Source organism: Geomonas limicola (assembly GCF_014193675.1).
Classification (GTDB): Bacteria; Desulfobacterota; Desulfuromonadia; order Geobacterales; family Geobacteraceae; genus Geomonas; species Geomonas limicola.
Genome location: NZ_BLXZ01000008.1, coordinates 55,340 through 76,155, shown reverse-complemented (window position 1 = coordinate 76,155; position 20,816 = coordinate 55,340). Strand labels below are relative to the sequence as shown.

Genomic DNA, 20,816 nt, shown 5'->3' with positions numbered 1-20,816 from the left:
TCCCGGCTGCCAGGTTCCTGGAAGCAGGGGGGCGAACTATTTCCCCTGGGGAGTGGGAGACTCGGGGTTCAGGTTTTTCTGATACCCGCCGCCACCCGGCTTCGGGTAGTGGTTGTAGATGAACTGCCACTCGCTGTACTTCTTCTTCCCCTCGAAATCCTGCGGATCGAGGTCCAGCGGGAAGTTGGCCTGTTTGAGAGGCTGCTTCTCGCTGGTACTGGCCACCCCGACGATGCGCTGCGAAGCGTCCTTCACCACCGCCCACTCCTTGCCGGTGATGGGATCCACCAGGTTCGAGGGACGCAGGTAACGGGCCCGTCCCGCCTGACCCGGGTTACTCAGGAGCATCTTCAACTCCGACAGCGGCGGCCGCTTTACCGCACCGGTCAGCGACCCGTCGCTCGCCGGTGTCTGCCTCCCGTTCGAGTCGGTGGAAGGGGGCTTGAAGCCGTACCAGATCCTCAGGGCGTCCCGGACCTGGGTTCCGCGGAAAAGGAGCTCCACCTCGCGCTCGCGCTGCATCCGGGTAGTCCAGTACTGTGCCCCCTGGGAGAGCATGATCCCCAGGATCACCACCATGATGATCGTGGCGATGTAGGTCAGTCCGGCCTGCGAGCGGAGCGGATGAGGGGTCATTTTTTCCTCGGAAGGATCTCCCTGGCTTCCTCGATGAGGGTCTCGGCGTTGAGGCCGAAGTACTTCAAGAGCTCGTCGGCCTTGCCCGAGGTGCCGAAACGGTCGTAGACGCCGACCCGCTTCATGAGGGTCGGGCAGTTCTCGGCGAGGAACTCGGCCACTGCGCCGCCCAGGCCGCCCACCACGGAGTGCTCCTCGGCGGTGATGATGGCGCCGGTCTCCTCGGCAGCCTTCAGAACCAGCTCCTTGTCGAGCGGCTTCACGGTCCCCAGGTGCACCACGCGTGCGGAGATCCCTTCCGCCTTGAGCTTCTCGGCGGCGGTCACCGCGGCGGCGGTCATCAGGCCGGTGGTGATGAAGGTGAGGTCGGAGCCATCCACCACCTGGTTACCCTTGCCGATCTCGAAGGTGTGCCCGGCCGGGAAGATGCTGGGGACCTTGTTGCGCCCCAGGCGCACGTAGACCGGCCCCTTGTAGGCGGCAACCGCGCGGATGGCGGCCTTGGTCTCCTCGCCGTCGGCCGGCACGATCACGGTCATGTTGGGGATGGCGCGCATGATCGCCACGTCCTCGACGGACTGGTGCGAACCGCCGTCCTCGCCGACGGTGACCCCGCCGTGGGTGGCGACGATCTTCACGTTGGCCTTGGGGTAGGCGACCGACTGGCGGATCTGCTCCCAGCCGCGGCCGGCGGCGAAAATGGCGAAGGTGGAGACGAAGGGGATCTTCCCTACGGCGGCGAGGCCGGCGGCGGTACCCACCATGTTGGCCTCGGCGATGCCGCAGTTGAAGAAGCGCTCCGGGAATTTCTTGGCGAACACGCCGGTCTTGGTGGAACCGGACAGGTCGGCGTCCAGGGCCACGATCTTATCGTTTTCGGCGCCCAGCTCAGCCAGGGTCTCGCCGTAGGCGTCTCTCGTTGCAATCATAGTCGGATCCTTTCCTGTCTAGTCAAAGCAGCCCAGGCACTTGAGCGCCTCGGGAAGCTCCTGGTCGTTGGGGGTGACGCCGTGGTAGGCGGCCTTGTTCTCGAAGAGGTGAACGCCCTTGCCCTTGACGGTGGCGGCCACGATGGCGGTCGGCGCACCCTTGTGGGCCTCGGCAGCATCCAGGGCCGCCACGATGGCGCCCATGTCGTGGCCGTCGATCTCGATCACGTTCCAGCCGAAGGCGCGGAACTTGCCGGCGATGTCGCCCACGTTCATGACCTTCTCGACGAAGCCGTCGATCTGCAGGCGGTTCGAATCGATGAGCGCGCAGAGGTTGTCGCTCTTGTAGTGGGCGGCGGCCATGGCGGCCTCCCAGATCTGCCCTTCCTGGAGCTCGCCGTCGCCCAGGACCGCGTAGACCCGGTTCGGCTTCCCTTCCAGCTTGAGGCCCAATGCCATGCCGTTGGCCATGGAAAGTCCCTGGCCGAGGCTGCCGGTGCAGACGTCAACGCCCGGGGTTACCTTGGCATCCGGGTGCCCCTGCAGGTGGCTTCCCAGGCGGCGCAGCATCATGAGGTCTTCGGCCGGGAAGTAGCCGGCCTCGGCGAGCGCCACGTAGAGCGCGGGTGCCGCGTGCCCCTTGGACAAAACGAAACGGTCACGTCCGTCCCAGGAGGGGTCCTGCGGGTTGTGGCGCATCTTGTGGAAGTACAGCGCACAGATCATGTCGATGGCGGACAGCGAGCCACCGGTATGCCCGGACTGCGACTTGTGCAGCGTCTTCACGATGGCGACGCGCAGCCGCCTCGCCTTTTCCTCGAGCTCTGCAATCTTTTCTTTCACGGAGGTTCCTTTCAGGGTGGCGTTATTTTTCCTCGCCCGTAATCAGGTAATCGAGGATCACCTCATCCAGGCTGCGTGTGGGTTGGGCAGGGGCCGGTTCGGCGGGGGGACTTGACGCAGCCGGCGCTGCGTGGGGATTGGCATTGGGGAAGATGCGGGCGTCGAATTCGCCCCCCTTGAGGCGGCGCATCATCTCCTTGTGCTGCTCTTTCATAATGGATTCAACCACCTGCTCCAGCTGTTCCGTCTTTATGATGTCGGCGTAGCTGGTCTTCTTGGAGCAGAGGATTGTCCCGCCCAGGTAGAGCAGGGTGATGATGTGGGGATTTGCCAGACCGCTGTCTTCGGTCTGCACGTGGAATAACTCCCCTTTATACCGTATGTTGTGATTGAATCCGAGCACCATGTCCATCACCCTCTACGCCAAATGGCGTACCTGCGCAAAGTAGCACAGCGCCGTCGGCGTTGCAAGCTAATTACGCAGCTCTCCCATGAGAAGCGACCCGGCCGAAACCGCTATTTTGCCAGCAGTTTCTTGATACGCTCGACCGCCTCCATGGCGTCCTTGGCGTAAAGGTCGGCACCGATCTCGTCGGCGTACTGCTGGGTGACCACCGCGCCCCCCACCATGGTGAAGGTCTTCACCCCTTCGCGCTTCAAAAGGGCCACCACCTGTTCCATCTGGGCCATGGTGGTGGTCATGAGCGCCGAGAGGCCGACGGCATCCACCTGGTGCGCCTGGGCCTCGTAGAGGATCCGCTCGGCCGGGACGTTCTTGCCGAGGTCGATCACCTCGAAGCCGTGGTTTTCCAGAAGCGTCACCACGATGTTCTTGCCGATGTCGTGGATATCCCCTTCCACCGTGGCCATGAGGATGCGCCCGAGGTTTGCGAGCCCGCCGCCGGAGAGTTCCTGCTTGAGGCGGGTGAAGGCGGCCTTCATGGTGTCGGCGGAGAGCATGACCTGCGGCAGGAAGAAGGCCCCCTTGTCGAAGCGCCGCCCCACCTCCTCGAGCCCTTTCAAAAGCGCCTCGGAGCTCACCTCCATCGGGGTGAGCCCTTCGGCGAGGGCGATCTCCACCAGACCCACCACGTTTTCCAGGTCGCCGTCGATGACCGCCTTGGCAAGCCGCCCGCGGATCCCTTCCGGCTCGGCGGTCGCTGCGGCCGGTGCGCTATCGGCAACGACATTCTTGTAGGCGTCGATGTAGCCGGCGGCGTTGGGATCGCGCCCCAGAAGGACCATCGCGGAGCGCCAGGCGGACAGCATCGGGGCCTCCTTCACGTTGACGATGGCGGCCGTGAGCCCGGCTTCCATGGCCATGGCGAAGAAGGTGGAGGAGATGAGCGGACGCGAGGGGAGCCCGAAGGAGATGTTGCTGACGCCGAGCACCGTGTTGAGCTGCAATTTGCCGCTTACCTGGCGGATCGCCTGGAGCGCCACCACGGCCCCCTTCGGCTCGGCGCTCACCGTGAGGGTGAGGCAGTCGACCACCAGCTGGTCGCGGGAGATGCCGGCCTTTCCGGCGGCCTGGGCGATCTTCTCGGCGATGGCGACGCGCCCCGCGGCGTCGGCCGGGATCCCCGCTTCATCGAGCGTCAGGCAGACCAGGGCCGCGCCGTACTTCTTGGCAAGCGGCAGCACCGCGGCGAGGCTCTTCTCCTCGCCGTTCACCGAGTTGATGAGCACCTTGCCGTCGGCTGCCTTAAGCCCCGCCTCGAGCGCGGCCGGCGAGGAGGAGTCGAGCACCAGCGGGGTCTGCACCGCCCCCTGAACGCAGAAGACGGCGCGTTCCATGGCCGCGGGTTCGTCGATCCCCGGGGTTCCGACGTTCACGTCGAGAAGCGTCGCCCCCAGTTCGGTCTGCTCCATGGCCTCGCGCCGGATGTAGCTCACCTTGCCGTCCCTCAGCTCCTGCGAGTAGAGCTTCTTGCCGGTCGGGTTGATCCGCTCGCCGATGAGGGCGGTCTTGTGGCCCCCGCCGATGGCGGCAAAGGAGCCGCGGCTGGAAAGCCAGGTGATGCCGGCCTCGGGGGGGCGGCTGAAGGGCTTCTGCTTGCCGGAGAGCGCCTGTTGCATGACCTGGATGTGCGCGGGTGTGGTGCCGCAGCAGCCGCCGATGATGCGCACGCCGAGCTCGATGAGCCGGTCGTGGTAGGAGGCCATCTCGTCCGGGGTGCCGGGGAAGAGGGTCTTGCCGTCCTTGAGGACCGGGAGCCCCGCGTTTGCCTGGCAGATGAGCGGCAGGCGGGTCACCCGGCGCATGGCGGAGAGTATCTCGTAGATGCCGTCCACCCCGAGGCCGCAGTTGGAGCCGACGATGCTGGCGCCCACCGCCTCCAGCGTGATGGCAGCGGCCTCCGGCGGGGAGCCCAGGACGCTTCTCCCCTTCTCCTCGAAGGTGAGCATGGCGATGACCGGGATCTCCTGCGAGATCTCGCGGATGGCGATCACGGCGGCGCGGATCTCCTTGATATCCAGGAAGGTCTCCAGGGTGAGCAGGTCACAGCCGGCGTCGATGAGGGCGGCGGCCTGCGCCTTGAACATGTCACGCATCGCGTCGAAGGAGAGATCCCCCACCGGCTCGACGAAGCGCCCCGTGGGGCCCATGGAGCCCGCCACGTAGGCCTTGTCGCCGGCCACCTTTTTGGCGATCTCGACCGCTTTCTGGTTGATCTCCACCAGGCGGTCGGCAAGGCCGTAGTGGGAGAGTTTCTCCGAGGTGCCGCCGAAGGTGTTGGTGACGATGATGTCCGCGCCGGCGTCAAGGTAGGCCTGGTGCACCCCGGCGACGATCTCGGGGGCGGTGATGTTGAGTTCCTCCGGCGACTGGCCCGGCTTCAGGCCGCGCTCCTGCAGCATGGTCCCCATGGCACCATCCAGGATCAGCACCCGCTCTTCGATCGCCTGCATAAACGGCTTCATCATCGTTACCCCCCTCGGGACTGCTGCTAAATTCTAAGTTCTAGGTCTAGGTTCTACGTTGAAGGACATTGAAAAGAAAACGGCGTCGATTACGGCGCCGGTGGTTCGCGTGGTGTTTCCTGAAGACCGATCAAAGAGTCTCGGTAAAAGTTGCCCTGCCAACCAGGAAGCTCATCACTCAAGCCGGTCAACCCGCGCCCCCCCTTTTGCAAAGGGGGAGACGTGAGGCCGTCAGCGGTGGAGCTTACTTGCCCGCCTTCTCGCCCTTCCCAGCCTTCCCGGGCTTGCCACCCTTCTCACCCTTCGGTTCTGCAGCGCCCGCCCCCTTATCCCCCTCGGCGGGCTGCTCCAGCGAGTAGTCGGGGACCAACGGATACCTGATATCGAGGTGCCCCTTCAAGGTCTCGACCGCTACCCCGTTCACCAGTATCTGCACCTTCTTTACCTGCGGGAAGTTGGCGGTCACGGTGTCGACGAGGGAATAGGCGGCCACCAGCTCGGCGGAGCTCCCCTCGGGAAGCCCCTGCTGCAGCTCGGGCCCGAAGTCGATAAAGGCCTGGTCCCCCTTGAGCTGCACACCGAGGATCCGGGTGTTCGGCGGCAGCGTCGGCCCCAGCTCACCCAGCGGGCCGCGCACCAGCTCGTCGACCACGCTCTCGATGTCGGCCTCCGTCTCCTCCTCGATCTCGACCTCGCGCCCCTCGCGCACCAGCCGGTCGCCATCGGGCGAGGCGAAAAAGAGGTTCACCACCCGGGTCGCCGCCGGTGCGGGTGCGGTCTGCTGGGGCTGTTCCGCCTTGCGGTGCGCGGTCTGGTACTTCTTGACCACCAGCGCGCCCACCACGCAGGCGAAGACCACGAAGGCCAGTATCACTATCCCCTTTGCCCTGCTAGGCTTCTTCCTCACCGCCCCCTCCGTCTTGCTGTTCCTGCTCCAGGTTCACCTGGTAGACATCGCCCAGCCGCCCCCCCAGGAAGCGGTTGCCGACCCGGATGAAGCCCGCCGGGATATCGGATACGTAGTAGTGGTGGTTCCCCTGCTCGCCGTCGGGACGCAGCAGGTGCGACTCCGAGAGGATCCGGGTCACCGTGATGGCGGTCTGCTCCGCCGAATCGACCAAGGTCACCTCGGGGCCCATCACTTCGGCGATGACCTCCTTGAGGATCGGGTAGTGGGTGCAGCCGAGCACCAGGGTGTCCACGTTCTGGGCCTTGAGTTCCTCGAGGTAGATCCGTGCGGTGAGCCGCGCCACCTCGTTATCCACCCACCCCTCCTCTGCCAGCGGCACGAAGAGCGGGCAGGCCTTGGTGACCACCTCGATGTCCGGGTTGATCCGCTTGATCGCCTTGGTGTAGGCGCTGGAGCCGATGGTCCCGGCGGTGCCGATGACACCCACCTTGCCGCTGCGGGTCACCTGGCAGGCGGCACGGGCTCCCGGCTCGATGACGCCGACCACGGGGATCGGGAGCTCCTTCTGGAGCTGGGAGAGCGCCACCGCCGAGGCGGTGTTGCAGGCGACCACCAGGAGCTTGATGTCGCGGCTCAGCAGGTAGTTGGCGATCTGGCGCGAGTAGCGAAGGACCGTCTCAGGCGACTTGGTGCCGTAGGGAACGCGCGCGGTATCCCCGAAGTAGATGGTGTCTTCCTGGGGGAGCGAGCGCACCACTTCCTTGAGCACCGTAAGCCCGCCCACACCCGAATCAAATATGCCGATTGCTTTCCACGCCACGAAACACTCCAGACAAAGCGTTAACCACAGAGGACACAGAGGACACAGAGGCACTCAGAGGAACACCTTTAATCTTTAAACACTTAAAAACTGACCACAGAGTAGCACAGGGGGAACGGCGAGAGTCACACAGGGTAAACCTCAAATCTTTAAGTCTTTACCCGTTTTGCCTTCCCCTGTGTTCCTCGATTTTCCCTCAGTGTCCTCTGTAGTGAGCCTTTCGCTTTTAACAGAACAGCTGGACGAGCGGCACAGCCAGGAACACTGCGGGGAGCAGGTTCCCGACCGGCAAGCGCTTGAGACCCAGGAGGTCGAGCCCGATCGCCACGATCAGGAGCCCTCCCACCGCGTTCATCTCCCGCACCACCGCCGGGGTCAAGAGCTGTTGTGCCGCCGTGGCACCGAGGGTGATGGATCCCTGGTAGAGCAAAAGCGGGCCCGCCGAGAAGAGCACACCAGCCCCCAGCGTCGAGGCGAGCGCCACCGAGGCGATGCCGTCCAGGGCCGCCTTGGCGTAGAGGATCTCGGGGCGCTGCCCCAAGCCGTCCTGCAGGGCCCCCATGATCGCCATGGCCCCCACGCAGTACAAAAGACTCGCCGTCACGAACCCCTCGGCGATCTTGCCCGTTCCCTTGAAGCGGCGCTGCAGGAGCGCACCGAAGGCCTCCAGGCGCGCCTCGATGCCGATCAGCTCTCCCAAGAGGCCGCCGCCGATCAGGCTGCCGATCACGATCATCGGCTCCTGGCTTTTAAGCGCCAGCTGCGCACCGATCAAAAGTACCGCCAGCCCCAACCCCGCCATGATGGTGCCGCGCACCCGCTCAGACAAAAGATGCCCGGCCTTCAGGCCCAGGCAGCTTCCCAGCACAATCGCAGAGGCATTTACCGTCGTTCCCAACATAATCATCCCGCAAAGATAGTAAGTTGACCGGGGAAAGGCAAGCAAAAACAGCCCCGAAAGGGACCCGGTGCGGGTAGGGGGATTTTAACGTGATATAACAGCATTACATATTGACAAACATATGTGAACATGATTCTATGTCGATCCTCCCCAAAAGCCGCCTAAGTATTCAATAGTTGATAGGAATTGGTCTTACCAGCTGTTTTATTTGGCCACACTTTGTTCTACTCTATTCAACCAGAACAGCAAAAGGAGAGTCAATGGAAGCACGGAAATTCAAGAAGGTCATGGCTGCCAACCGCGGGGAGATCGCCATCCGCATCTTCCGGGCCTGTACCGAACTGGGCATCAGCACCGTAGCAATCTATTCGGAGGAGGACAAACTCTCGCTCCACCGCTACAAAGCTGACGAAGCCTACCAGGTTGGCAAGGGGAAGAAGCCGATCGATGCCTACCTCGGCATCGACGAGATCATCGCGCTGGCCAAGAAGCGCGAGGTGGACGCCATCCACCCGGGCTACGGGTTCCTCGCCGAAAACGCGGAGTTCGCCGAGAAGTGCGAGGCAAACGGCATCGCCTTCATCGGCCCTACCGCCGAGATGCAGCGCGCCCTGGGGGACAAGGTGGCCGCCCGCAAGGTGGCCAAGGCAGCCGGCGTCCCGACCGTTCCGGGAACCGAAGAGCCGATCCTGCACGAGGAAGAGGCCCTCATCTTCGCCAAGAATTTCGGCTACCCGATCATCATCAAGGCGGCTGCAGGTGGCGGCGGGCGCGGCATGCGGGTCGCCCACGACAAGAAGGAGCTCCTCGAGGGGCTGCAGTCCGCGTCGAGCGAGGCCAAGGCCGCCTTCGGCGACCCCTCGGTATTCCTCGAGCGCTACCTGAAAAACCCCAAGCACATCGAGGTGCAGGTACTGGGCGACTCCTTCGGGAACCTGGTGCACTTCTACGAGCGCGACTGCTCCATCCAGCGCCGGCACCAGAAGGTGGTCGAGTTCGCGCCGTCCCTCGCCCTGCACGGCGACACCCGCCGCGCCCTCTGCGCCGACGCGCTGAAGATCGCCAAGCAGGTCGCCTACCGTAACGCCGGCACCGTGGAGTTCCTGCTCGACGAGGAGGGGAGCTACTACTTCATCGAGATGAACCCGCGCATCCAGGTCGAGCACACGGTGACCGAGATGATCACCGGCCGTAACCTGGTGCAGGCCCAGATCCTGATCGCCGAGGGGAAACGCCTCTCCGACCCCGCGATCAACATCCCCAACCAGGGCTCGGTCGAGATGCGCGGCTACGCCATCCAGTGCCGCATCACCACTGAAGACCCGGCCAACAACTTCGCCCCGGACTTCGGCACCCTCTCCACCTACCGTTCCTCGGCCGGATGCGGCGTGCGCCTCGACGCCGGCAACGCCTTCACCGGCGCGCAGATCACCCCGCACTACGACTCGCTCCTGGTCAAGGTCTCCGCCTGGGGGCTCTCCTTCGAGGCCGCGGCCCGGGTCATGAACCGCAGCCTCCAGGAGTTCCGCATCCGCGGCGTGAAGACCAACATCGGCTTCCTGGAGAACGTGATCAACCACCCGGTGTTCCTGGCCGGCGAGTGCAACACCTCCTTCATCGACCAGCATCCCGAGCTGCTCCAGCTCAAGGAGAAGCAGGACCGCGCCAACAAGGTGCTGCGCTTTTTGGGCGACGTGATCGTGAACGGCTCCCCCGGCGTGGCCACCCCGCAGCGTTCGGCCGGGATGATCGAGCCGCTCGTGCCCGAGGTGGATCTGCTCGTGCCGCCCCCGAAGGGGACCCGCGACATCCTGCGCGAGCGCGGCGCCGAGGGGCTCTCTGCCTGGGTGCTTGAGCAGCAGGGACTCCTCATCACCGATACCACGATGCGCGACGCCCACCAGTCGCTTTTGGCCACCCGGGTGCGCACCCACGACCTGTTGCAGATCGCTCCGGCCACCGCGCGGCTGGGGAGTAACCTCTTCTCCCTGGAGAACTGGGGCGGCGCCACCTTCGACGTCACCATGCGCTTTTTGAAGGAGTGCCCCTGGCAGCGGCTGCACGAGCTCTCCGAGGCGATCCCCAACGTGATGTTCCAGATGCTCCTGCGCGGTGCCAACGCCGTCGGCTACACCAACTACCCGGACAACGTGGTGCAGCGCTTCATCGAGGTGGCGGCCGAGGCGGGGATCGACGTCTTCCGCGTCTTCGACTCGCTCAACTGGACCCCGGGGATGTCAGTCGCCATGGAAGCGGTGCGCAAAAGCGGCAAGGTCTGCGAGGCCGCCATCTGCTACACCGGCGACATCTCGGACCCCAACCGCACCAAGTACCCGCTCTCCTACTACGTGAACATGGCGAAGGAACTGGAGAAGATGGGGGCCCATATCCTGGCCATCAAGGACATGGCGGGGCTTTTGAAACCCTACGCCGGCTACCAGCTGGTGAAGGCGCTGAAAGAAGAGATCGGCATCCCGATCCACCTGCACACCCACGACACCTCCGGAAACGGCGGCGCGCTGCTCATCATGGCTGCCCAGGCCGGGGTGGACATCGTGGACGCGGCGCTCTCCTCGATCTCCGGGCTCACCTCGCAGCCCAACCTGAACGCCCTGGTGGCGGCCATGAAGGGGACCGAGCGCGACCCGCAGGTGAACGAGCGCGGCCTGCAGCAGCTCGCCAACTATTGGGAAACGGTGCGCGACTACTACGTGCCGTTTGAGAGCGAACTGAAAAGCTCCACCGCCGAGGTCTACCACCACGAGATCCCCGGCGGCCAGTACTCCAACTACAAGCCGCAGGTGGCGGGTCTCGGGCTCATCGACCGCTGGGAAGAGTGCAAGGAGATGTACCACAAGGTGAACCACCTGTTCGGCGACCTGGTGAAGGTGACCCCCTCCTCCAAGATCGTCGGCGACATGGCGATGTTCCTGGTGAAAAACAACCTGCAACCCGAGGACATCTACGTCGAGGGTGCCGACTACGCCTTTCCCGAGTCGGTGGTCGGCTTCTTCAAGGGGATGATCGGCCAACCGTACCTGGGCTTCCCCAAGGAGCTGCAGAAGATCATCCTGAAAGGGCAGGAACCTATTACCTGCCGGCCGGGTGACCTTCTGGAGCCGATCGACTTCGAGGCCGAGCGCGAGAAGGCCGCCGCCAAGGTCGGCCACCCGGTAAACGACAAGGACCTGATGTCCTTCCTCATGTACCCCAACGTCTACGTGGAGTTCGACCGGCAGCGCCAGGAGTACTCGGACACCTCGGTGATCCCGACCCCGATCTTCTTCTACGGGCTCGAGCCGGGACAGGAGACCTCCATCGAGATCCAGCCGGGCAAGACGCTGATCATCAAGCTCAACACAATAGGGAAGACCCAACCAGACGGCACCCGCCAGATCTACTTCGAGCTGAATGGCAACGCCCGCAGCGTCACGGTGCGTGACAACTCGGTGCAGTCCGAGGAGGCCTCCCACGAAAAGGCGGACAAGCACAACCCGAAGCAGATCGGCGCCCCGATGCCGGGCAAGGTGCTCAAGGTGAACGTGAAGCCCGGCGACGTGATCAAGGCCGGCGACATCCTGGTGGTCACCGAGGCGATGAAGATGGAGACCAACGTGAAGGCCAAGGAGGACGGCATCATCGTCGAGGTGCGTTGCAAGGAGGGTGGCAAGGTCGAAAAAGAGGAGCTGATCATCGTAGTGGCTTAGACGTTTCCCCGACCACAAGACGGGTTACGGCGTATACACAAAAAAGGGAGGGCTGCGGCCCTCCCTTTTTTGTAAGCTTACTCTTACGTCAAGGGTGTGACAGGAAAGCTCCTGGAGCGCAAAATTTGCCCATTTCTTGGGCAAATTGCTGGAAATCCGCAAAAATCGTCAAAATGAGACACGCGACGCTCCGGTTGTCCACACGGTTTTCCACAGGTGCGGTGGATAGCGGAACATCCACTGGCAACCATCTACGTGTATAGCACGCTAACTTGCTGAAAGTTGTCCACTTTGAGCTGGACCAGGAGGCAACCGACAGATAATTGACGCCATCGTAGCAGCCAAGTGGCGTATTTTCACGAATGCCGTAAGAATTGACTACAAAATTTCGCAAATGCGGAGAGCCCCAGGAGTGCCAAACGGCGACCAAAATACAGGTGCCTGGGCACCTCTGAGGGGAGGCAGGGGAAACGGGGAAGGAGATGCAAAAAGGGCGGCGGGAACCCGCCGCCCCGGTGTCGTGGGCTACTTCTGTACCGGCGTCCCGGAGACGGTCAGTTCCTGGTGCGGCCACCCCTGCATGCCACCTTCCAGGATGCGCATCCGCTTCTCAGCGACCCCCTTGCTCTTCAGGTAGTCCCAGGTGTTCTTGGCGCCGCCACCGCCGCGCGGGCAGACAATCACCACCTCGTCCTGACTTGCTGCGATCACCGGCAGCACCTTGTCCAGTTTGGCCCGTTCGGCATCGCTCTTGGCGGGGAAGGCATCGGTTTCCAGCGCGTTCTTGAAGTGATGCTTGGCGAACTCCACCGGCACCTGGATGTCGACGATGATCATCGGCTTTGCCTTCTCCAGAGACTCCTTGAACTCCTTGGTCGCGGTGTAGGTGTAACCGGAGGCGCAGGCGACGCCCCCCAGGAGAAGGGAAGCCAAAAGGGTACCCAGCAGCAATTTCTTCATGGGGAAAACTCCTTGGTAATTGAGGTACCGAGACACAGTTCGGGCCGTGTCAATCTAGCAGCCGCGAGCGGCTTTTTCAATCAATTTGATCGCCATGCCCGATAGCGGCCACACTCCCCCGTAAACACCTCGCCACACCAACACCGGAAGAAAGCACGGCAAAACAGCGACGAGCCTCCCTGCAAATGCGGTACAATGTGATCTGGCATCTTAATTAATCACCGGAGGTGTCTCACATGACCTGCACCATCGACCCGGCGGGGCTGGCACGCAAGCTGGAAACTTCCACCGATACAGTCCTCCTCGACGTCCTGCTCCCCGAACACTACCAAGCCCACCATATCCCCGGCGCCCTGAACGCCTGTGTCTACGAAGTGGTCTTCCTGGAGACCGTACGGCGGCTCATCCCGAACCCGGAGACCCCGATCGTCGTCTACGACACCAGCAGCCGCTCGCAGGCCTCCGAGTGCGCCCTGCAAAAGCTCAGCAGCGCCGGTTACCGAAACGTCTGCGAGTTGACCGGCGGCCTGGAAGCCTGGCTCGCCGCGGGGCGGCCGCTGGAGCCCGCGGGGGCCGCCCTGCAGCCGAGCCCTGAAATTGCCGAACGCAGCTACCGGATCGACATTGGGAAGAGCCAGGTAGCCTGGACCGGGCGCAACCTGAACGGCAGGCACACCGGGACGCTGGCCATCTCCAGCGGCGAGATCAGCATCGCCCACGGCCAGCTCACCGGGCGGCTGGTCATCGACATGAAGAGCCTCAGCAACTTGGACCTGCAGCAGGCCGACTTCCGCGACATGCTGATCAACCACCTGCTCTCCGACGACTTCTTCGAGGTAGAGCACTACCCGCAGGCCGAGGCGCGGCTCAAAAGCTGGAGCCCGATCGCAGGGGCCACCCCGGGGCGCGCCAACTACCTCATCGAGGCCGACCTCACTATCAAGGAGATCACCCACCCGGTGCAGTTTCCCGCCCTGGTCGCCCCGGAGGCCGAAGGGATCAAGGCCCAGGCAACCCTGGAGATCGACCGCACCCAGTGGAATATCCGCTACGGCTCGGGAAAGCTCTTCGAGAAACTCGGCATGCACCTGGTGAACGACATGGTGACGCTCGATTTCTTCCTGCTGGCGGTGTAGTAAGGGAACGTCAACTCCAGAAGACATAAAAAAAGGGCAACCAGTGACTGGTTGCCCTTTTTTGCGTGGTAGCTTGGTCGTCCTACCCCAGCTGGCGCACCGCCTCGACCAGTTCCTCGCGGGTGAGCCCCTGCTTGACCGCCTCGGCGAAGGGGGCGCTGCCGGCCTGGTACAGGTCGTAGCGCGGGGTGCGCTCCTCGCTCCCCTCCTCTTTCACCAACCGGTTCGCCACCACCCCGGCCCTGGAGAGCTGAGGCTGGGCACAGCAGTTGGGGCAGCCGGAAATCGCCCAGGTAAGCGCCTGCGCCGCCGGCCCCATGGCGTCGAGCAGCTCACCGGCCACCTCGCGGGTCGGTGCGAGCCCCATGATGCACTCGTGGTTACCCGGGCAGACCCGGAAGGTCACCCGCTCGCGCGCAGACTCGGCGGCAAATCCGGCCTCGCCCAGAAGCTGCAGGGCGAGGGTGCGGTCCTCGCCCGAGACGAGGTGCATCTCGATATTCTGGTCGCCGGTCACCATGAGCATCCCGCCACAGTAGTCGCGCGCGATGCCGGCGAGGGTTGCCAGGGTGTGGCAGCTCAGCTCTCCGGCAAAGACGCGTGCCACCAGCCTCAACTCCTGCTGGGGGGCCGGAACCAGGCTCGCGGAGAGGGTCGGGGCGATGGGGAGCTCGTCGAGCACACCCGGCTGCGCGAAGACCATGTCGCGGAAGGCCTGCTCGCCGATCTGGCGCACCAGGAACTTAAGGCGCTTGGGCGGCGGGGTGTTCTCCCGGTAGAGCCGCGCGATGGTCTCGATGAGCGGCAGGAGGCTCTCCTCGGCAACCCCCTGGGCCAAGAGGAACCCCGGCTGCGGCTCGCGTCCGAGCCCCCCGGCGCAGTAGACGTCGAAGCGGTTTTTCCCCTCCGCGCTCCCGGTGCAGACCAGCCCGACGTCCTGGATCAGGTGTCGGCCGCTTGCGGTGTCCGCCTCGATCCCCACCTTGAACTTCTTGGGGAGGTTCTCGAAGCGCGGGTTCCCGGTGAAGTGGCGGTGGATGCGCCGCGCCAGGGCCTCGAGCTCCGGCAGGGCGCTGCTTGAGAGCGAGCCGCAGACCACGCCGCGCACCGCGCCGCCGCAGGCCCCGCGGTTCACCAGCCCCACCGAGGCGAGCTGCACCGCCACCGGGGCGAGGTCCTCCAGGGTGAGCCAGTGCAGCTCGATGCTGCCGCGCGTGGTGAGGTGCACCAGGCCGCGGGCGTAGCGCTCGGCGACCTGCGCCACCTTGAGTGCCTGGTCCGAACTGATGATGCCGGCGGCAAGCTTCACCCGCTGCATGTGGAATTCCTTCTGGCGCTGCGGGTAGATCCCCTCGAGGCGCAGTTTCTGGATATCGATGGTCATCTAGCTCTTTCCTCTCTGGATGCGGCAGACAGCCGGCGCCTTACCCTCGGGTCGGCGGGGCTTCGGCCGCTTGACGATAGCGCCCGATACTACCTTTTCCGGCTCGCCCTGTCACCCCCAAATCTGCATCCAGGAGCACGCACCCCCCCTGGCAAAATAACTTCTACAGCAGCGGCCGCGCGCTGCCGATACCTATGCAAGGCCCCTCTTTTAAGGGAGATACCCGACCTCAACCGACCGATCCGCCGGCAGTTGCCGACCGATCACTTCGGGGCGTCAGCCATGACCATCACTACCAGTAATAACCAGCCGACCATCCTGCTCGTCGACGACAGCTCCTCGGTGCGCAGCTACGTAGCCGAGCTGCTCTCCGGCAAAGGATACCTGGTGCGGCAAGCCAGCGACGGCGCGGCATGCCTCGCGGCACTAGAGCTCGCGCTTCCCGACGTGGTGCTGCTCGACGTGGAGATGCCGGGGATCTCCGGCCTCGAGGTGCTGCAGACCCTGGGGCCTACGCCCAGGCTCTACTCGGTGATCCTCTTCACCACCCAATCCACCCTGGAGCAGATCGTGGCAGGACTCGACCTGGGTGCCGACGACTACGTGGTGAAGCCGTTTCAGGAGGTCGATCTGCTGGCCCGGATCAGGGCCGCCCTGCGCAACGCCCTGCACAAGCGTGCCCTGGCACAGGCCCACCAGGAGACCGACGCGGCCCTATCGCGCCTCAAGCGCGCCCAGCGCAAGCTGGTGGAGCAGGCCAAGATCGGTGCCGTCGGGCGGCTCGCCGCGGGGGCGGCACACCACATCAACAACCCGCTGGGCTTCGTGATGAGCAACCTCGCCACCCTGGAACGCTACACCCAGGCCCTGGACCGCCAGGTAGACGCACTGAGCCGGGAACTGCTCGGCATCAATCCGGGACTCAGGGGCACCCTCGAGGAACTGGAACGGGTGAACCACCTGAAGCAGATCCGCCGCGACCTCCCCGCGCTGTTCGACGAGACTCGCGAGGGAAACCAGCGCATCGCGCTCATCGTGCAGCAACTCGCCCAGCTCGAGGTGGGGCTTGGCAACCAGCGCATGGCCGACCTCGACCTGGTGACTGTCCTGCAGCCGCTGATCCGGATGCTCGACGTTCTGGCTCCCGACGGAACCCGAGTGGAGTGGAAGCAGCCGCACCAGGGGGTCACGGTGCACGGCTCGCTCCCCCTGCTCAACGCCGCCCTGATCGCCCTTTTGAAAAATGCTTGCGAGGCGCTGGGAAGCGAGCCGGGGAACATCGGGGTCGAACTGGTCGCACACCCGGAACTGGCGGAGATCATCATCACCGATTCCGGCCACGGTGTCTCCGACGAGCACCTGCACTCGCTTTTCGACCCCTTCTTCACCACCAAGCCCCCCGAAAGCCACGTCGGGCTGGGGCTCACCATCGCCGAGCGCTTCATCTCCGGCCATGGCGGGCGCATCAGCATCACCAGCGACGGCAACGGCACACGGGTGAGCATCGAGATGCCACGCACCTCCTCGCCCGGGTCCAGCCGGCGCACCTGACGCCGCACCTACCTACCCCTGCGTTTCGACCCGAGATAGCCGTTAAATAGCTCTTACTTCCAGCCAGTTACCGTACAAACCACTCAAGAAGCGGGCGTTTTCCACCGATAGAGGAGCTTGCGGGCAACGGGGCCCGCTCCGTCCGACGCGCGCTGCCTGGGCAGCCGCGGAGAAACCCTGCCATGAGCATCAAGACGAAGATAACCTGGACGGTCTTCCTGCTGGTCGCCTCGCTGACGGTGCTTTTGACCCTGGTCGGCTACCACCTCGCCGAAACCTTCAAGGAGGCGGTGTCCCGGCAGAGCCTCGCCCTGGTCGGCATGGGGGCACGGCACATCGATGAGGACATCGGCAACAGCCAGCAGATGCTCGCCCAGCTGGCCCTGGAATTCACCCCGGAGACGCTCGCGGACCCGCAGCACGCCCAGCGGCTGCTGGACCACGAGGAGACTGCCCGTGCCTTTTTCGACGGGGGGCTGCAGCTGCTCGACCAGGACGGGCGGGTGGTCGCCGCCAGTCCGGCCGTCGCCGGGAAGCGAGGGGCGTCGCTCAAGGGACACGACTACGCCGCCATGGTCCTCGCCACCGGCAAGCCCTACGTATCCAACCCGTACCTCAACGTGCAGACCCCCACGGTCAGCATCGCCGTCGCACTCCGCGACCCGGAGGGTGCCATTACCGGGGTGCTGGCCGGTCACATCAACCTGCTGCGCGGCGGCGGCCTCGCCGACTTCGGGCACCTCGACCTCGGCAAGCACAGCACCTTTTTCCTGATCAGCCGCAACCGCACCGTCATCCTGCACCCGGACCGGCGCCGCGTCCTGACCCGCATCGAGCCGGGAACCTCGCCGGGGCTGGATCTCGCGCTACAGGGGAACCTGAGCGCCCCGGTCCAGGCGGCCAACCAACGGGGAGACCAGGAGATCACCACGGCGCAGGCGCTCAAGAGGGCCGATTGGCTCTACGTGAGCCAGAACCCCCTCTCGGTGCTCTACGCCCCCCTGGAGCGTGCCCGCCTCTGGGCGGCCGTCGTACTGGCATGTACGCTCGGGCTCACCTACCTCGCCCTTTGCTACCTGGTCCGACACGTCACCGCCCCCTTGAGCCGGCTCACCGAGCGCGTGCGTGCCCTCCCGGTATTGCCGGAGCGCGAACACCGCCCGGAACTCGCCGGCGACGAGGTGGAGGCGTTAAGCGGGGCGGTGAGCGAGATGGTCCAGGAGATCGACCTGCGGCTGCGCCAGGGGCGCGAACTGGAGCGGCTGCTCGAGGAGCAGCGCGAGTTCGCCGAAAAGCTGCTGGAAAGCACCTCCACCCCCCTGTTCGCCATAGACACCGGCCACCGGGTCATCATCTGGAACCGCGCCATGGAGGAGCTCACCGGGGTGCGGGCCCAGCAGATGCTGGGGAGCTCCCGGCAATGGCAACCCTTCTACCAGGAGGAACGCCCGACGCTGTGCGACCTCGTACTCGACGACAAGACCGACGAGATCGGCCGTTTTTACCACAGTTACGCCTGCGATGTGGTGATGCACGGCATCGTGCGGGCCGAGGGGCGCTTCGCCAGCCTCGGCGGCCGGGAGCGCTACCTGATCTTCGACGCGGCCCCGGTCCACAAGGAGGGACGGGTGGTCGCGGTTGTGGAGACCCTCTACGACATCACCGCCCGGGTGCGCGCCGAGGAGCAGCTGCGCCTGCTCTCCCAGGCCGTGGAGCAGAGCGCGAGCACCGTGGTGATCACCGACCCGAACGGCACCATAAGCTACGTGAACCGCAAGTTCTGCGAGATCACGGGCTATCAGTTCCCCGAGGCGATCGGACAGAACCCCCGCATCCTGAAGTCGGGGATGCAGGGGCCCGAGCTCTACGCCGAACTCTGGGGGACCATCCGCTCGGGGCGCGAGTGGCACGGCGAACTCCACAACCGGCGCAAGGACGGCACCGCGTTCTGGGAGAAGGTGATCATCTCCCCGATCCTGGACGCTGACGGCCGCATCAGCCATTTCCTGGCGATCAAGGAGGACATAACCGAGCGCAAGCAGACCGAAAGGCGCCTGCAGCAGAAGCAGGCGGAGCTCGTGGTCAAGCACGAGCAGCTTACCGAGCTGTTCCGCCTGGTGGAACGGGGCAAGCGCGAGTGGGAACAGACCCTGGACTGCATCGACGACATGGTTGTCATGGCGGACCGCACCGGCGCCGTGCGGCGCTACAACCGCGCCTTCCAGAGTTTCGTGGGGTACTCGCACCAGGAACTCGGCAACCGGGACTGGCGCGAACTTTTGCGCGAGGCGGGGCTCGGCCTGGAGAGCCTGGAAGGGGGGAGCGGCGAGCTGTTCCATGCCGCCAGCCGGCGCTGGCTCACCCTGAAGACCTACCCCTACGACGAGGGGCGCGGCGAGGTGATCACCCTGCACGACCTGACCCAGATCAAGGAGGTCTCCGAGCAGCTGGCCCAGGCCTTTCAGGAGCTCAAGGCGACCCACTCGCAGCTTTTGCAGCAGGAGAAGATGGCCTCGATCGGCCAGCTGGCGGCCGGGGTGGCCCACGAGATCAACAACCCGATGGGGTTCATCTCCAGCAACCTGGGGACCATGGAGAAGTACCTGCAGCGGCTGGCCGGGTTCCTCGGGCAGCAGTCGGACGCGGTGGCCCAGTGCGCCCCCGAGGCGCTCAGGGAGGAGCTGGCCCGGGCCAGGCGCAGCTTCAAGGTCGACTACATCCTCTCCGACGCCGCCAGCCTGCTCAGCGAGTCGCAGGAGGGGGCCGACCGGGTGCGGCGCATCGTGCAGAACCTGAAGAGCTTCTCCCGGGTGGATGACACCCAGGCGACCTACGTCGACCTCAACGAGTGCCTGGAGAGCACCATCTCCATCGCCTGGAACGAGCTCAAGTACAAGACCACCCTGAACCGGGACTACGGCACGCTCCCCCAGGTGAAGTGCCTGCCCCAGCAGCTCAACCAGGTGTTTTTGAACATCCTGGTGAACGCGGCCCACGCCATCGAGAAGCAGGGGGGGGTAACGGTGACCACCCGCGCCGAGGGGGAGCGGGTCAGCGTCGCCATAGCCGACACCGGCTGCGGCATCCCCGAGGAGATCCGCGGCCGGATCTTCGAACCGTTCTTCACCACCAAGGAGGTGGGGAAGGGGACCGGCCTGGGGCTCTCCATAAGCTACGACATCATCAAGAAGCACGGCGGGAGCATTGAGGTGGAGAGCGAACCCGGCAAGGGGACCACCTTCACCGTCTGGCTCCCCGTGGAGGGGGTGACCACATGAACCAGACCCGGATCGTCTGCGTGGACGACGAGCGCAACGTGCTGCGCTCCCTTGAGCGGATCTTTATGGACGACGATTACGAGATCCTCAGCGCGGGCTCCGGCGAGGAGGGGCTGCGCCTTTTGGCGGAGACCCCGCAGGTGCAGGTGGTGATCTCGGACTACCGGATGCCGGGGATGAACGGGGTGGAGTTCCTGCGCGAGGTCTTCAGTCGCCACCCGGACACCATCAGGATCGTGCTCTCCGGCTATGCGGACACCGCATCGGTGGTGGCGGCCATAAACGAGGGGAAGATCTACAAGTTCATCCCCAAGCCCTGGAACGACGACGAGCTGCGCATGACGGTCGCCACGGCGCTGGAGCACTTCGCCAGCCGCCGCAAGAACGTGCAGCTAACCGAGGAGCTGCGGCTGCGCAACGAGGAGCTCAGGGAATTAAATGCGAACCTCGAGGCGCTGGTGCAGGAGCGCACCCGGGAACTCCAGCAGCAAAACCGGGAGCTCTGGCACGCCAGGAACGTGCTCGAGCAGCTCCCCTACGGGGTACTCGGGGTAAGCGGCGGGATCCTGGTACAGGCAAACCACGAGGCATCCCTGCTCCTGGGGCTCGACCGGGCAGCGGCACTCGGGCGCCCTGCCGAGGAAGCGCTGCCACAGGAACTGGTCGGCCTGCTCGGCTGCATCTCGGCCTGTTCCTGCGGCTACCAGACCCTCAGCGTCGCCGGCTGCGAGCTCACCGTGAAAGGGCTCGCCATGCGGGAGGACGCCCCGGCCGGCATCGTCCTCACCCTCATGCGCAAGGGAATCTGCTAACCCGTCGGGACGGTCCCGGCCAAC

At 64.7% G+C, this 20,816-nt stretch carries 15 protein-coding genes; 5 read left to right on the top strand and 10 right to left on the bottom strand.

Translation table 11 applies throughout. The features are described from left to right. Positions 1–36: 36 nt before the first annotated feature. The 8 genes from H7688_RS17995 to H7688_RS17960 form a co-directional block, all read right to left on the bottom strand. Positions 37–636, bottom strand: a complete 600-nt coding sequence (locus H7688_RS17995; RefSeq protein ID WP_183362600.1) for a type II secretion system protein — start codon at positions 634–636, stop codon at positions 37–39. Further along, positions 633–1,565, bottom strand: a complete 933-nt coding sequence (locus H7688_RS17990; protein ID WP_183362599.1) for a transketolase family protein — start codon at positions 1,563–1,565, stop codon at positions 633–635. The genes H7688_RS17995 and H7688_RS17990 overlap by 4 nt, the downstream gene beginning before the upstream one ends. Positions 1,566–1,583: 18 nt before the next feature. After that, positions 1,584–2,408: a transketolase gene (locus tag H7688_RS17985; RefSeq protein ID WP_183362598.1), complete on the bottom strand. Its 825-nt coding sequence runs from the start codon at positions 2,406–2,408 to the stop codon at positions 1,584–1,586. 22 nt (positions 2,409–2,430) lie between these two features. After that, entirely contained in the window at positions 2,431–2,814 is a 384-nt protein-coding gene (locus tag H7688_RS17980) for a RomY N-terminal domain-containing regulatory protein (RefSeq protein ID WP_183362597.1), read from the bottom strand. Between the two features lie 110 nt (positions 2,815–2,924). Further along, complete coding sequence (locus tag H7688_RS17975; RefSeq protein WP_183362596.1) at positions 2,925–5,336, bottom strand: homocysteine S-methyltransferase family protein; 2,412 nt, start codon at positions 5,334–5,336, stop codon at positions 2,925–2,927. Positions 5,337–5,577: 241 nt separating this feature from the next. Further along, positions 5,578–6,240: a GerMN domain-containing protein gene (locus H7688_RS17970; protein ID WP_183362595.1), complete on the bottom strand. Its 663-nt coding sequence runs from the start codon at positions 6,238–6,240 to the stop codon at positions 5,578–5,580. Beyond that, the gene (murI, locus tag H7688_RS17965) at positions 6,224–7,063 is read right to left on the bottom strand and encodes a glutamate racemase (protein WP_183362594.1); all 840 of its coding nucleotides are present in this window, start codon (positions 7,061–7,063) and stop codon (positions 6,224–6,226) included. Before murI ends, H7688_RS17970 begins: the two co-directional genes overlap by 17 nt. A gap of 226 nt (positions 7,064–7,289) precedes the next feature. Beyond that, positions 7,290–7,964 carry a DUF554 domain-containing protein gene (locus H7688_RS17960; protein ID WP_281379511.1) on the bottom strand — a complete coding sequence of 225 codons (675 nt, stop codon included), beginning with the start codon at positions 7,962–7,964 and terminating at the stop codon, positions 7,290–7,292. Between the two features lie 260 nt (positions 7,965–8,224). Between H7688_RS17960 and H7688_RS17955 the strand changes: the two genes are divergently transcribed. Further along, positions 8,225–11,671: a pyruvate carboxylase gene (locus tag H7688_RS17955; protein ID WP_183362592.1), complete on the top strand. Its 3,447-nt coding sequence runs from the start codon at positions 8,225–8,227 to the stop codon at positions 11,669–11,671. 525 nt (positions 11,672–12,196) lie between these two features. On the opposite strand, the gene H7688_RS17950 is transcribed toward H7688_RS17955, so the two are convergent. Beyond that, positions 12,197–12,631, bottom strand: a complete 435-nt coding sequence (locus H7688_RS17950; protein WP_183362591.1) for a rhodanese-like domain-containing protein — start codon at positions 12,629–12,631, stop codon at positions 12,197–12,199. 236 nt (positions 12,632–12,867) lie between these two features. Here H7688_RS17950 and H7688_RS17945 point away from each other — a divergent pair, with 236 nt between their 5' ends. Then, a complete protein-coding gene (locus H7688_RS17945) occupies positions 12,868–13,767 on the top strand; it encodes a YceI family protein (RefSeq protein ID WP_183362590.1) in 900 nt (299 codons plus the stop codon). Between the two features lie 82 nt (positions 13,768–13,849). On the opposite strand, the gene H7688_RS17940 is transcribed toward H7688_RS17945, so the two are convergent. Beyond that, positions 13,850–15,151 (bottom strand): nitrite/sulfite reductase, encoded by a 1,302-nt coding sequence (locus tag H7688_RS17940; protein ID WP_183362589.1) that lies wholly within the window; start codon positions 15,149–15,151, stop codon positions 13,850–13,852. A 282-nt stretch (positions 15,152–15,433) separates the two neighbouring features. Between H7688_RS17940 and H7688_RS17935 the strand changes: the two genes are divergently transcribed. From H7688_RS17935 to H7688_RS17925, 3 genes are all read left to right on the top strand, one after another. After that, positions 15,434–16,702: a sensor histidine kinase gene (locus tag H7688_RS17935; protein ID WP_183362588.1), complete on the top strand. Its 1,269-nt coding sequence runs from the start codon at positions 15,434–15,436 to the stop codon at positions 16,700–16,702. Positions 16,703–16,884: 182 nt separating this feature from the next. Continuing rightward, positions 16,885–19,980 carry a PAS domain S-box protein gene (locus H7688_RS17930; protein ID WP_183362587.1) on the top strand — a complete coding sequence of 1,032 codons (3,096 nt, stop codon included), beginning with the start codon at positions 16,885–16,887 and terminating at the stop codon, positions 19,978–19,980. After that, a complete protein-coding gene (locus H7688_RS17925) occupies positions 19,977–20,792 on the top strand; it encodes a response regulator (RefSeq protein WP_183362586.1) in 816 nt (271 codons plus the stop codon). Before H7688_RS17930 ends, H7688_RS17925 begins: the two co-directional genes overlap by 4 nt. Positions 20,793–20,816 lie beyond the last annotated feature (24 nt).

Coding starts and splice junctions, on each gene's coding strand:
- H7688_RS17955 (WP_183362592.1), top strand. CDS start 8,225: ATGGAAGCACGGAAATTCAAGAAGGTCATGGCTGCCAACCGCGGGGAG.
- H7688_RS17930 (WP_183362587.1), top strand. CDS start 16,885: ATGAGCATCAAGACGAAGATAACCTGGACGGTCTTCCTGCTGGTCGCC.
- H7688_RS17960 (WP_281379511.1), bottom strand. CDS start 7,964: ATGTTGGGAACGACGGTAAATGCCTCTGCGATTGTGCTGGGAAGCTGC.
- H7688_RS17980 (WP_183362597.1), bottom strand. CDS start 2,814: ATGGTGCTCGGATTCAATCACAACATACGGTATAAAGGGGAGTTATTC.
- H7688_RS17925 (WP_183362586.1), top strand. CDS start 19,977: ATGAACCAGACCCGGATCGTCTGCGTGGACGACGAGCGCAACGTGCTG.
- H7688_RS17935 (WP_183362588.1), top strand. CDS start 15,434: ATGACCATCACTACCAGTAATAACCAGCCGACCATCCTGCTCGTCGAC.
- H7688_RS17940 (WP_183362589.1), bottom strand. CDS start 15,151: ATGACCATCGATATCCAGAAACTGCGCCTCGAGGGGATCTACCCGCAG.
- H7688_RS17945 (WP_183362590.1), top strand. CDS start 12,868: ATGACCTGCACCATCGACCCGGCGGGGCTGGCACGCAAGCTGGAAACT.
- H7688_RS17975 (WP_183362596.1), bottom strand. CDS start 5,336: ATGATGAAGCCGTTTATGCAGGCGATCGAAGAGCGGGTGCTGATCCTG.
- H7688_RS17990 (WP_183362599.1), bottom strand. CDS start 1,565: ATGATTGCAACGAGAGACGCCTACGGCGAGACCCTGGCTGAGCTGGGC.
- H7688_RS17950 (WP_183362591.1), bottom strand. CDS start 12,631: ATGAAGAAATTGCTGCTGGGTACCCTTTTGGCTTCCCTTCTCCTGGGG.
- H7688_RS17995 (WP_183362600.1), bottom strand. CDS start 636: ATGACCCCTCATCCGCTCCGCTCGCAGGCCGGACTGACCTACATCGCC.